The sequence below is a fragment of the Pseudoxanthomonas sp. Root65 genome (assembly GCF_001427635.1).
Taxonomy (GTDB): Bacteria; Pseudomonadota; Gammaproteobacteria; order Xanthomonadales; family Xanthomonadaceae; genus Pseudoxanthomonas_A.
The window spans coordinates 1,142,610-1,154,112 of sequence record NZ_LMHA01000001.1; the positions used below are offsets into that span (position 1 = coordinate 1,142,610).

10 protein-coding genes are annotated in these 11,503 nt (G+C 67.3%); 4 read left to right on the forward strand and 6 right to left on the reverse strand.

From position 1 onward, the window contains the following. The first annotated feature begins 5 nt into the window (after nt 1-5). Both ASD77_RS04995 and ASD77_RS05000 read left to right on the forward strand, forming a co-directional pair. Nucleotides 6-1,709, forward strand: coding sequence for a M28 family metallopeptidase (locus tag ASD77_RS04995; protein ID WP_055938186.1), 1,704 nt, complete (start codon nt 6-8; stop codon nt 1,707-1,709). A gap of 320 nt (nt 1,710-2,029) precedes the next feature. Next, entirely contained in the window at nt 2,030-2,422 is a 393-nt protein-coding gene (locus ASD77_RS05000; protein ID WP_055938189.1) for an MAPEG family protein, read from the forward strand. Nucleotides 2,423-2,532: 110 nt separating this feature from the next. Here the strand turns inward: ASD77_RS05000 and ASD77_RS05005 are convergent, their stop codons facing one another. Next, the gene (locus tag ASD77_RS05005; protein ID WP_055938192.1) at nt 2,533-3,261 is read right to left on the reverse strand and encodes a pseudouridine synthase; all 729 of its coding nucleotides are present in this window, start codon (nt 3,259-3,261) and stop codon (nt 2,533-2,535) included. A gap of 82 nt (nt 3,262-3,343) precedes the next feature. Between ASD77_RS05005 and ASD77_RS05010 the strand changes: the two genes are divergently transcribed. Further along, nucleotides 3,344-6,127 (forward strand): pitrilysin family protein, encoded by a 2,784-nt coding sequence (locus ASD77_RS05010; protein WP_055941068.1) that lies wholly within the window; start codon nt 3,344-3,346, stop codon nt 6,125-6,127. 510 nt (nt 6,128-6,637) lie between these two features. Here the strand turns inward: ASD77_RS05010 and ASD77_RS05015 are convergent. Further along, complete coding sequence (locus tag ASD77_RS05015) at nt 6,638-7,474, reverse strand: endonuclease/exonuclease/phosphatase family protein (protein WP_055941070.1); 837 nt, start codon at nt 7,472-7,474, stop codon at nt 6,638-6,640. Nucleotides 7,475-7,611: 137 nt separating this feature from the next. On the opposite strand from ASD77_RS05015, the gene ASD77_RS05020 reads away from it, so the two are divergent. After that, complete coding sequence (locus ASD77_RS05020) at nt 7,612-8,028, forward strand: hypothetical protein (RefSeq protein WP_156383471.1); 417 nt, start codon at nt 7,612-7,614, stop codon at nt 8,026-8,028. A gap of 21 nt (nt 8,029-8,049) precedes the next feature. On the opposite strand, the gene ASD77_RS05025 is transcribed toward ASD77_RS05020, so the two are convergent. The 4 genes from ASD77_RS05025 to ASD77_RS17670 all read right to left on the reverse strand — a co-directional run bounded on the left by ASD77_RS05025 (nt 8,050) and on the right by ASD77_RS17670 (nt 11,348). Further along, nucleotides 8,050-8,616 (reverse strand): type 1 glutamine amidotransferase domain-containing protein, encoded by a 567-nt coding sequence (locus ASD77_RS05025; protein ID WP_055938198.1) that lies wholly within the window; start codon nt 8,614-8,616, stop codon nt 8,050-8,052. 172 nt (nt 8,617-8,788) lie between these two features. Then, nucleotides 8,789-10,441 (reverse strand): ubiquinone biosynthesis regulatory protein kinase UbiB, encoded by a 1,653-nt coding sequence (ubiB, locus tag ASD77_RS05030; protein WP_055938200.1) that lies wholly within the window; start codon nt 10,439-10,441, stop codon nt 8,789-8,791. Beyond that, the gene (locus ASD77_RS05035) at nt 10,438-11,079 is read right to left on the reverse strand and encodes an SCP2 sterol-binding domain-containing protein (protein ID WP_055938203.1); all 642 of its coding nucleotides are present in this window, start codon (nt 11,077-11,079) and stop codon (nt 10,438-10,440) included. Before ASD77_RS05035 ends, ubiB begins: the two co-directional genes overlap by 4 nt. A 110-nt stretch (nt 11,080-11,189) precedes the next feature. Then, nucleotides 11,190-11,348 carry a DUF1328 domain-containing protein gene (locus tag ASD77_RS17670; protein ID WP_082563134.1) on the reverse strand — a complete coding sequence of 53 codons (159 nt, stop codon included), beginning with the start codon at nt 11,346-11,348 and terminating at the stop codon, nt 11,190-11,192. Nucleotides 11,349-11,503 lie beyond the last annotated feature (155 nt).

The following is an 11,503-nucleotide window of genomic DNA, read 5'->3' on the forward strand; positions in this document are numbered from 1 at the left end:
TCCCGATGTCCCGCAAGTTGATGCTGGTGCTTGCCACCGCCGCCGCCCTGGCCGCGTGCAAGCGCGAACCCGAGGCGCCCGCCGTCGCGCCGGAAGCCGCCACGCCGCCCGCCGCGGCGCACACCTTCACCGCCGACATCACCGAGGGCGACTTCGCCGACATGGTGAACACGCTGGCCTCGGACGAGTTCGAAGGCCGCGCGCCTGGCTCGGTCGGCGAAGAGAAGACCGCCGCCTATCTCGAAGCGCAGATGAAGCGCATCGGCCTGCAGCCGGGCAACAACGGCAGCTATTTCCAGGATGTGCCGATGGTGGAGACCACCGCCGACGAGGTCGCGACCACGCTGTCGCTGACCACGTCCACCGGCAAGCGCGACCTGAAGTTCGGCACCGATTACGTCATCGGCACCCGCACCGGCCAGACCGAGGTCAAGCTGGACGCCAGCGACCTGGTGTTCGTCGGCTACGGCGTCGACGCGCCGGAGCAGCAGTGGAACGACTACGCCGGCCAGGACTGGACCGGCAAGACCGTGGTGATGTTCGTCAACGACCCGGGCTTCCACAGCAAGGACGAGACGCTGTTCGGCGGCAACCGCATGACCTACTACGGCCGCTGGACGTACAAGTTCGAGGAAGCCGCCCGCAAGGGCGCCGCCGCCGCCTTGATCGTGCACGACACCGACGGCGCCAGCTACGGCTGGGACGTGGTGAAGAACTCCTGGTCCGGTGCGCAGTACGACCTGCCGGCCAAGGACGATCCGGAGAAGCGCATCCCGCTGCAGGGCTGGCTGAGCGCCGAGGCCGCCAAGCAACTGTTCGCCGATGCCGGTCTCGACCTCGAGGCCGCCTACGCCAGCGCCGGCAAGCGCGGCTTCAAGCCGGTACCGCTGAAGGCGCAGCTGTCCGCCGCGGTGAAGAGCACCATCACCGAGAAGACCTCGCGCAACGTCATCGGCGTGCTGCCGGGCGCCAGCAAGCCCGACGAGGCTGTGCTGTACATGGCGCACTGGGACCACCTGGGCAAGCATGAAGGCGAAGAGGGCGACAACATCTACAACGGTGCGGTCGACAACGCGACCGGCGTGGCCGGCATCCTGGAGATCGCCGAAGCGTTCGCCCACCAGGATCCCAAGCCCGCGCGCTCGGTGGTGTTCGTGGCGGTGACGCTGGAAGAATCCGGTCTGCTCGGCTCCAAGTACTACGTCGCGCACCCGACCTTCCCGCTCAACAAGATCGCCGGTGTGATCAACCTCGACGCGATGAGCGTGGGCGGCAAGTCCCGCGACTTCGTCGTCACCGGCAAGGGCAACTCGCAACTGGAAGACATGCTGAAGGTCTATGCCGAACAGCAGGGCCGCGTGCTCGCCGAGGAAGGCAACCCGGCCGGCGGCTACTACTTCCGCAGCGACCACTTCAACTTCGCCAAGGCCGGCGTGCCCGCGCTGTACGCCAAGGGCGGCAACGACCTGCTGGACGGCGGCGTCGAAGCCGGCAAGGCAGCGAGCGAGGAATACGCCAAGCGCTACCACCAGGCCAGCGACGAAGTGCACGACGGCTGGAAGCTGGACGGCGTGGTACAGGACCTGCAGGCGCTGTACGGCGTGGGCAAGGACCTCGCGGTCGAAGGCGCCTGGCCGAACTGGTACGACGGCAACCCGTTCAAGGCTGCGCGCGACCAGATGATGAAGACGGAACCGGCGAAGAAGTAAGCCGGGGACTGCAATGCGATACGAGGACGGCGCCGCGAGGCGCCGTCTTCTTTTTTGGCCCTGTGATCGAGCGGTCATCGCTCTTGTGGGAGCGACGTAAGTCGTGATGAAGCGACCGGCCATCGTTCTTGTGGGAGCGACGTAAGTCGCGATGAAGCTTTACCGGTGGCCCATCACGACTTACGTCGCTCCCACACCCTCGTTTCATCGCCCCCTCAGCCCAATCCTCTCCTCCGTGCGGGGGAGAGGGAGCTTCTCAAAGCCATGGACGCCCACCCTGCACACCCACTACCCTACGCCATCCTCGGAGGAAAACGCTCATGGCCATCGCTTACTGGTGCATCCTGATCACCGCGCTGCTGCCGTACCTGTGGGTCTTCATCGCCAAGCGCTCGGGCGAGCGTTACAACAACCGCAACCCGCGCGCGTGGGTGGCCAAGCAGGACGGCAACTACAAGGTGCAGCGCGCCAATGCGGCGCACCTCAACGGCTTCGAGGCGTTTCCCGCCTTCGTCGCCGGCGTGCTGATGGCGCAACTGGCCGGCGTGCCGGCAGAGACGATCACCCCGCTCGCCATCGCCTTCGTCATCGCACGCGTGCTGCATGGCGTCTTCTACCTGGCCGATAAGCAGTCGCTGCGCAGCCTCGTCTGGCTGGTGGGCATGCTGTGCGCCGTGGCGCTGATGGTGCTGGCGGCGATGCGGGTGGCATAAGGCCCTTGTTGGCCGGTGTAGCGGGTTGTGGGAGCGACGTAAGTCGCGATGAAGCATTACCGGTGGTCCATCGCGACTTACGTCGCTCCCACGCCTGACATCCCGATCGCCTAACGCAGATCGGCTTCCCACCCGAACAGCGCGTACGCCTTGCGGAACTCCGCATCCAGCGGTGCCACCGCCTCGATGCGCTCGCCGGTGAGCGGATGCGGAAACGACAGCCGCACCGCGTGCAGCAGCATGCGGTGCACGCCTTGCATGCGGAAGTGGCGGTTGTGGCGTCCATCGCCGTGGCTGGTGTCGCCGATCAGGTGATGGAACGCGTGTTTCAGATGCCGCCGGATCTGCCGGAAGCGGCCGGTCTCCGGCTGGCAGCGCAGCAGCGCATAGCGCGAGGTCTCGAAGCCGCCCGACGGCAGCGGCAGTTCGCCGGTCGCCAGCCGCATGAAGCGCGTCAGCGACGGCTTCTTCTCCGGCTTGCCCGGGCCGCCATCGATCGCATGGTCGACGACGAAATCCGGCTCCGGCCAGCCGCGGCAGATGGCCAGGTAATCCTTCTCCACCTCGCGCGACATCAGCACCTTGCCGAGCGTGGACGCGCTGTCGCGGTCGAACGCCACGAGCAGGCAGCCGCTGGTCGCGCGATCCAGGCGATGGATCAGGAAGATCGGCTTGCCGAACTGCGCGCGCAGGCGATCGGCGACGAAGTCGGTCTCGCCGCGCGCCAGCTTGCTGTCGTGCGCCATCACGCCGGCAGGCTTGTTCACCACCGCGATCTGCGCATCGGCATACAGCACCGGCAATGCGGCGGCATCCGCCCCTGTCTCACGGTAATCCATGAATCTACGTCCCTTCCGAATCTGCGAAACTCGTGCCATGCCGCCGGCGATGGACGCCCGCGGCCATGATGGAGGATTGTGGATGAAGTCACCCCGTTTCATTGTCGCACTCGGCCTGGCGGTCACGCTGGCGCTGGGCCATCCCGCCGCGCTGCAGGCGCAGACCGCGCTGCCGAAAGGCGTCGCCGCCGGCCCCAGCATCGAAGGCATCAGCGAATACACCCTGTCCAATGGCCTGCGCGTGCTGCTGTTCCCCGATGCCACCAAGCCCACCGTGACCGTCAACCTGGTCTACAACGTCGGCTCGGTGCACGAGAACTACGGCGAGACCGGCATGGCGCATCTGCTGGAGCACCTGCTGTTCAAGGGCACGCCCACGCAGTCCGACATCAGCGGCGAGATGAAGAAACGCGGCATCGACTTCAACGCCACCACCGGCCTGGACCGCACCAACTACTTCGCCTCGTTCCCGGCCAACGCCGACACCCTGGAGTGGGTGCTGAAGATGGAAGCCGACCGCATGGTCCATTCCAACGTGGCGAAGAAGTACCTCGACAGCGAGATGACCGTGGTGCGCAACGAGCTGGAAGCCGGCGAGAACAACCCCGGCGGCGTGCTGTTCCAGCGCATCCGCTCCACCGCATTCCTCTGGCACAACTACGGCAATACCACCATCGGCGCACGCAGCGACGTGGAAGGCGTGCCGATCGACAGGCTGCAGGCGTTCTACCGCCAGTGGTACCAGCCGGACAACGCCACGCTGATCATCGCCGGCCGTGTCGACACCGCCGACGTGCTGGCGCGCATCGCACGCCACTTCGGCCCACTGAAAAAGCCCACGCGCACGCTGCCGCTCTCCTACACCGTGGAGCCCGCCCAGGACGGCGAGCGCGAAGTCACCGTGCGCCGGGTCGGCAACCTGCGCCTGGTCGCCGCCGCCTACCACGTGCCCGCTGTCGCGCACGCCGACAGCGCACCGCTGAGCGTGCTGGCCAATGTGCTGGGCCACACCCCCGGCGGCCGTCTGCACAAGGCGTTGGTGGAAGGCAAGCTGGCCGCCGGCAGCGGCGCGAGCAGCGAGTCCATGCGCGACCCCGGTCTTCTGACCGCCGTCGCCGTCATCCCCAACGACGGTGATGCGACGAAGACCGAAGCCGAACTGTTGAAGCAGCTCGAACAGATCGCCGCACAACCGGTGACGCAGGCGGAAGTGGACGAGGCCAGGCAGCGCATCGGCAACGCCTACGAGCTGTACTTCACCGACGTCAACGCGGTCGGCATGGGCCTGTCCGAGTTCCAGTCCGCCGGCGACTGGCGCCTGCTGTTCACCAGCCGCGACGCGATCGAGAAGGTCACCGCCGCCGATGTCAACCGCGTCGCCGCCGCGTACCTGAAATCCAGCAACCGCACGCTGGGCCGTTTCATCCCCAGCGAGACCCCCGACCGCGTGGAGATTCCCGCCGCGCCGGCCGTCGCCACCCTGGTCGACGGTTACACCGGCCGCACCGCGGTCAGCGCAGGCGAGCAGTTCGATCCATCGCCGCAGAACATCGAGTCGCGCACGCAGACCTTCACCCTGGGCAAGGCGTTGCGCGTGTCGCTGTTGCCGAAGAAGACCCGCGGCGGCACGGTGATCGTCGACGCCAACTTCCGCTTCGCCGACGAAGCCGCGCTGACCGGTCGCGAAGGCGCCGCCGGCATGGCCGGCGCCATGCTGATGCGCGGCAGCAAAAGCATGACGCGCACGCAGATCGACCAGCGCCTGGAACAGCTGAAGACGCAGGGCAACATCAGCGGCAGCCTGCAGGGCGCGGCCATCGGCCTGCAGACGCGGCGCGAGCACCTGGCCGATGCGTTGGCCCTTGCCGCCGAGGTGCTGCGCAACCCGGCGTTCCCACAGGACGAGTTCGAGCAGCTGCGCGTGCAGGCACTGACCGGCATGGAGGCTTCGCGCCAGGAGCCCGGCGCGATCGCCGGTCGTGCGCTGGCGCAGTACTTCGACCCGTGGCCGGTCGGCCATCCGCTGCGCAACCGTACGCTCGACGAATCCATCGCGATGATGAAGGCACTGACACTGGATGAGGTGCGCGCGTTCCACCGCGATCTCTACGGCACGTCCGAGGGCGAGATCGCCATCGTTGGCGACTTCGATCCGGTGGCCGTGCGCACGCAGCTGGAGCAGTTGTTCGCCGGCTGGCGGGCGGGCACGCCGTACGCGTCCATCGATACGCGCTACACCGACGTCGCCGCGAAGCAGGCGCGCTTCGAGACGCCGGACAAGCCCAACGCGGTGCTGCTGGCGCGGCAGAACCTGTCGCTGCGCGTGACCGATGCGGACTACCCCGCGATGATCGTCGCCAACCGCATCTTCGGCGGCGGCGCGCTGAAGTCGCGCCTGGGCGACCGCATCCGCCAGCAGGAGGGGCTCAGCTACGGCGTCTCCAGCGGCATTCGCGCCGACGACAGCCGCAGCGGCAAGGACGATGCCGGCAGCTTCACCGTACAGGCCATCGCCGCACCGGAGAACATGGCGAAGGTAGAAGCGCTGGTCCGTGAGGAACTGGACAAACTGCTGAAGGACGGCATCACCGCCGAGGAACTGAAGGACGCCGTGGCCGGCACGCTGACCGAGCGCCAGCAGGCCCGCGCCGAGGACGGCACCATCGCCGGCATGCTGACCGACCAGCTCTACTTCGGCCGCAACATGCAGTTCACCGCAGACTTGGATGCGAAGTACGCCGCGCTGACACGGGACCAGGTCAATGCGGCGATCCGCAAGCACCTGAAGCCGGAAATGCTGAGCGTGTTCGTGGCGGGGGATTTTGCCAAAGGAGCGGGTGCGCCCGTCGCGGCACCGAAGAAGTAAGCAGCGCATGTGCGGGACGGAGCGGCCCCGCAAAGGGGCCGTTTTCGTTTCCAGCACCACGCAACAGCTCGCGCTATCCCCGCTTGCGGGGAGAGCAGTTGTCCTGATTCAGGCGCAACGGCAGGAGGAAATCTTCCACAGCTCCCCTCTCCCTGCGCAGCGGGGAGAGGGTGCCGAAGGCGGGTGAGGGGCGAACGGAGAGGTGGCCTGGAACGCGCCCGTGCTTTAGCCAGAGGCGGATATGCCGACCGATTCCCTATGTCCCGCCATCGCGCATGCCCCTCATCCGCCCTTCGAGCACCTTCTCCCCGCCTGGCGGGGCGAAGGGAACGCATCGCGAGCCTCCCCGGTCTCGCATCGAGCTCCAAGCGCAACGCTCGGAGCCCCATCAATGGAGCCCGGCATCCAGACGATGGTGCTCAGAATGCGAAGGATCGAGCTCTCCCCTGCCATCGATGGCAATTTTCGCCCTGCGCTTGGCTTTCCGAGCGCGATCTGCCATCAGGGGAACTACGGCAACCGTAGTGTCACCACCAGCGGAAAGTGGTCGGACGGATAGCGACCGTTCCAACGCGTCGTCACCGACGTGATCGAGTCCAGCTGCACGCCTTTCACCATGATCCAGTCGATGCGCCTGTCCGCCTTGCCGGTGAACCCGTGGAACGTCGCGTCGATGCCTTCCACACGCGGCGCAGTTGTCCACGCATCCTGCAGCGTGCCGGCGAGTACCGCATGCACCCCGCTCTCGGGCGTGGTGTTGAAGTCGCCCGTCAACACGACCGGCACATCGGCGGGCAGCGTGGACAGATATCGGGCGATGGCGTTCGCACCCTTCACCCGCGCAGCCTCGTCCTGGTCACGGTACGGCAGGTGCGTGTTGAACAGGTAGAAGCGCTTGCCGTCGCTGCGCTGCTCGAACAGCGCCCACGTCACCAGCCGCGGATGAAGATGATCCCAGGTAATGCTGCCGGGCACCTCCGGCGTGTCGGACAGCCAGAAGTCGCCGGACTCGATGACGGCAAATCGGTCCTTGCGATAGAACACGCCCATGCGCTCGCCGCCGCCGTCGGCCTCGCGCCCGCGCCCGAACCAGGCGTACTGCGGTAGTTCCGCCGCCAGATAATCGGCCTGCGACTTCACCAGCTCCTGCAGACCGATCACGTCCGGCTCCTGCTCGCGCAGCACCTTCACCGCCAGCGGCTTGCGCGTCTCCCAGTAGTCGACGCCATCGCTCTCCACCGGCAGGCGGATGTTGAAGCTCATGATGCGCAGCGGGAGGTCGCCAGCGTGCGCCGGTAGCGATGCGATACCCAGCAGGATCGCCAGTATCGGACTCCAATAGCTCATGAACAGCTCCACGAAGGTGGGCCGCCATTGTCGCGCAGGCGGCCGTTGAACAGCGAGGGAACGCGCGCGGAGCGGCCACACCTCCGCGACGTGGGCTGATGCAAGATGTCTCCCTACGAACAGGAAAAGGAAGCTCCATGTCTGCGACTGCCCTCATGGCGATGCTGGTCGCCGCTGCGTCTGGCCAGCGTCCTCCGCCCCCCGTGACCCTGACCGTGGACAGCGGCATACCGTCGCCCGTGGCGGATCCGGTGACCGCCTGTGTTGCCGATCGCCTCAAACCCTTCGTTGGTCCCTACGGCGTGCAGCAGGCATGGCCCGTGATGGCATCACCGCCCAAGGAGCTGCATCACACCCTGGGGACGCCCCTCTCCGACACCGGCATGGTCGCCGATGGCTATCAGCAGTTCCTCCATGTCGATGCCGAGGCGCGCGCGGTCTACGTGGTCGAGCAGGGCGGCTTTGCCGGCACCTTCAAGGTCTACGGCCCACTGCCGCTGCCGCAGTGCGCCTCGCGCTCCGATAGCCGGGAAGAACCGGCGTCGCCGCGCTGAGCGACGGCGCTGGCTATTTGCTTATACCGAGCGACGCTGGCCGCCGTGCCTGCCCTCGGCGATCTCTTCAACCAGCTTCGCGCAGAACGCAGGCAGATCCTTGGGCGTGCGGCTGGTGACCAGGCCCTTGTCGACGATGACTTCATCGTCTCTCCAGGTGGCACCGGCGTTCTCCAGGTCCTTGCGGATGTTCGGCACCGAGGTGACGGTGCGGCCGCGCAGCACGTCGGCATTGGCGAGCACCCACGGGCCGTGGCAGATCGCGCCGACCGGCTTGCCGGCCTCGAAGAAGTCGCGGGTGAAGGCGAGTGCCTGATCGTCGACACGTAGCGCATCCGGATTGAACAGGCCGCCGGGAATCACCAGCGCGTCATAGTCTTTGGCGCTGACCTCGGACAGTACGTGGTCGACGTCGACCTGGTCGCCCTTGTCGAAGTGCTTGAAGCCCTGGATGCGCCCGCTCTCCAGCGACACGACGTCGACCTGCGCCTGATGCTCTTTCAACGCGCGCATCGGCTCGGTCAGTTCGGACTGCTCGAAGCCGTCGGTAGCGAGGATGGCGACGCGTTTTCCAGTCAGATGGCTCATGGTGGAGTTCCCGTGCGAATGAGCCGCCACCGTAGCGTGCGCCATGCGCACGACACGCGAAGGAATCGTTGCCGTCGCGTAAATGAGGCGAGGAGTGAGCGAAGAGTAGTGAGGAGTGAGTGAAAGCAAGTGCCGCCACCTCACTTCTCACTCCTCCCCACTCACTCCTGCCTTACCGCCTCGGCCACGCTGCCAGCAGCGCCCACAACCCGCCGATGCCGGCGATCCATGCCGCCGCCGGAATGTCGAACAGGCGGGGCCCGCCCGCCTCCAGCGCGTACAGCACCGCCGCGACGATCAGCAGGCCTACGCCGAGGATGGCGGCGACCACGCGCCGCTGCATGCCCTTCATCGTATGCGCGAGGTCGGTGAGATCCTTCGAGCGCAGCGACAGCTCGTGCCGGCCGTCTACCTGCTGGCTCAACCAGGCGTGCACCAGCCGCGGCATGTCCGGCGCGTGGGTCATGATTTCCGGCAGGCGCTTGCGGAATTCCTGCGCGGCGCGCTGCGGGCTGTAGCGCTCCAGCAGGATGCGCTCCAGTACCGGCCGCGCCACCGCCCAGATGTCGATCTGCGGATCGAGCTGGCGACCCACGCCTTCGATGTTGAGCAGCGTCTTCTGCAGCAGGATCAGCTGCGGCTGCAGGGTCAGTTCGTAGCGCTGCGCGGTGCGGAACAGCTTGGCCAGCACCTCGGCCAGCGAGATCTCGCTGAGCGGGCGGGTGAAGTACGGCTCGCAGACGGCGCGCGCGGCGGCTTCCAGTTCGTCGATGCGGATGTGCGACGGCATCCAGCCGGCCTGTACGTGCAGCTCGGCGATGCGGCGGTAATCGCGGTTGAAGATCGCCATGAAGTTCTCGGCGAGCCAGTACTGGTCGTCGCGCGAAAGCTGGCCCATGATGCCGAAATCCAGCGCGATGAAGCGCGGATCGGTCTTCCGCTCCGGATCGACCCAGATGTTGCCGGCATGGGCGTCGGCGTGGAAGAAGTTGTCGCGGAACACCTGCTGGTAGAACACGCGCACGCCCTTGGCGGCCAGCGCCCGGCGATCGATGCCGGCAGCGTCGAGCGCGCCGATGTCGTCGGACGGAATGCCGCGCACACGCTCCATCGTCATCGCGCGCTCGGCGGTGTGCGACCAGATCACTTCGGGCACGTACAGGTCGGGCGAGTCGGCCCAGTTGCGCCGCAGCAGGCTGGCGTTGCCGGCCTCGCGCTGCAAGTCCAGTTCCGCCGCCAGCGTGTTCTCGATCTCGGCGACGATCTCGCGTGGACGGATCTTGTCGGCGTTGGGGTGTGCGCGTTCGACGATGGCGGCGACGCTTTCCAGCAGCGCGATGTCGCCGGCGATCTGCTGGCGGATGTCGGGGCGGAGTACTTTCACCACGACCTCGCGCCCACCGGGCAGCGTGGCGGCGTGCACCTGGGCGATGGACGCGGAGGCGAGCGGGGTGGTGTCGAAATGCTCGAAGGCCTCATGGATCGGGCGACCGAGTTCCGCTTCGACCAGTGCACGCGCGCGGTCGCCGTCGAACGGCGCGACGCGGTCCTGCAGCAGGGTCAGTTCTTCGGCGATGTCGGGCGGGATCAGGTCGCGACGCGTGGACAGGATCTGCCCGAACTTGACGAAGATCGGGCCCAGCTCCTGCAGCGCCAGCCGCAGGCGCGCACCGCGCGGTTGCGCGGCGATCTCGGCCGAGGCGCGCGGCACGAACGGACGGCCAAGCTTCAACCAGCGTTCGACCGGCGTGCCATCGAGCAGGTCGTCGAGGCGGTAACGGAGCAGCACCCGGCCGATGCGGCTGGCCCGCAGTACCGACTTCATGCGCGGTGCTCCACGCGGGCGGCCAGGCGGCCGACGCGCACGGCGATGCGCTCGACGTCGTCGCGGATCGCGTCGACATCGTCGTGGAACGCATTGAGTTCTTCCCGGCCCACCACGTCGCGCGATTCTTCGGTGACGTAGTCGGCGGCGCTCTCGGCCAGGTTGCCGGCGGCAGCGCGGACCTGCTGCAGGCCGGCGCGCACCGCGTTGGCGACCTGCACGCCGATCACGTCGCCGAACACACGGGTGAACGGCAATGACCAGTCCGGATCGAAGCGCGTGGCGAGCGTCTGCAGCCGGCGCGCGAGATCGGCATCGCCGGACACCTTGACCTTGCCCACGGGCGTGCCGTGGTCGCGGCGGAAGAACGGCAGTTGCCCGAGCAGGCCACCGAGCGTGCTGCGCACGGCGAGATCGGCTTCAAGCACTTCGCTGGCGGGCCCTACCTGCAGGCGGCCGCCGCCGACGGTGATGTCCATCGCCAGCGGCGGTGCATCGACCTGCAGCTGGATGCGGCGTCCTTCCAGCGGCAACAGGGCCGCGGCGGTGTCGGGATCCAGCGTCAGCGCCTGATTGAGTGCGGCTTCCAGCGCGCGGCCGGCGAGGGGTTTCAGGGCATCGAACGGGGACAGGTCCATGCTGCCATTCTAGGGCCTGTACGCCCCGCCCGCCCTTCTGCCCGCTTCGTGCGGGCTCGGGGCGGGCTCGACGGCGTCCTGCCGTCCCGGCGGAGAGAGACGGTGATGCGTCAGACGCGCTTGCCGCGCAGCAGCGAGATGATCGCCAGGATCACGAAGACGACGAACAGCACCCACGCGATGTTGGTGGCGGCGCCGGCGATGCCGCTGAAACCCAGCACGGCGGCGATCAGCGCGATGACGAAGAAGATGATGGCGTAGCGCAGCATGGAAACTCCCTTTGGCAATGGCCAGTGGTGCAGCCGGTAGTGGCGTGCGCCATGCTGGAATGCCGGGAGTCATCGCCGCGTGAGTGTCGTGCGGCGCGATATGGACGCGCTTCAGCGTCGTGACCCGGACGTGAAGGTTGCCCGGGACGGCTGGC

Coding starts and splice junctions, on each gene's coding strand:
- ASD77_RS04995 (WP_055938186.1), top strand. CDS start 6: ATGTCCCGCAAGTTGATGCTGGTGCTTGCCACCGCCGCCGCCCTGGCC.
- ASD77_RS05000 (WP_055938189.1), top strand. CDS start 2,030: ATGGCCATCGCTTACTGGTGCATCCTGATCACCGCGCTGCTGCCGTAC.
- ASD77_RS05005 (WP_055938192.1), bottom strand. CDS start 3,261: ATGGATTACCGTGAGACAGGGGCGGATGCCGCCGCATTGCCGGTGCTG.
- ASD77_RS05010 (WP_055941068.1), top strand. CDS start 3,344: ATGAAGTCACCCCGTTTCATTGTCGCACTCGGCCTGGCGGTCACGCTG.
- ASD77_RS05015 (WP_055941070.1), bottom strand. CDS start 7,474: ATGAGCTATTGGAGTCCGATACTGGCGATCCTGCTGGGTATCGCATCG.
- ASD77_RS05020 (WP_156383471.1), top strand. CDS start 7,612: ATGTCTGCGACTGCCCTCATGGCGATGCTGGTCGCCGCTGCGTCTGGC.
- ASD77_RS05025 (WP_055938198.1), bottom strand. CDS start 8,616: ATGAGCCATCTGACTGGAAAACGCGTCGCCATCCTCGCTACCGACGGC.
- ubiB (WP_055938200.1), bottom strand. CDS start 10,441: ATGAAGTCGGTACTGCGGGCCAGCCGCATCGGCCGGGTGCTGCTCCGT.
- ASD77_RS05035 (WP_055938203.1), bottom strand. CDS start 11,079: ATGGACCTGTCCCCGTTCGATGCCCTGAAACCCCTCGCCGGCCGCGCG.
- ASD77_RS17670 (WP_082563134.1), bottom strand. CDS start 11,348: ATGCTGCGCTACGCCATCATCTTCTTCGTCATCGCGCTGATCGCCGCC.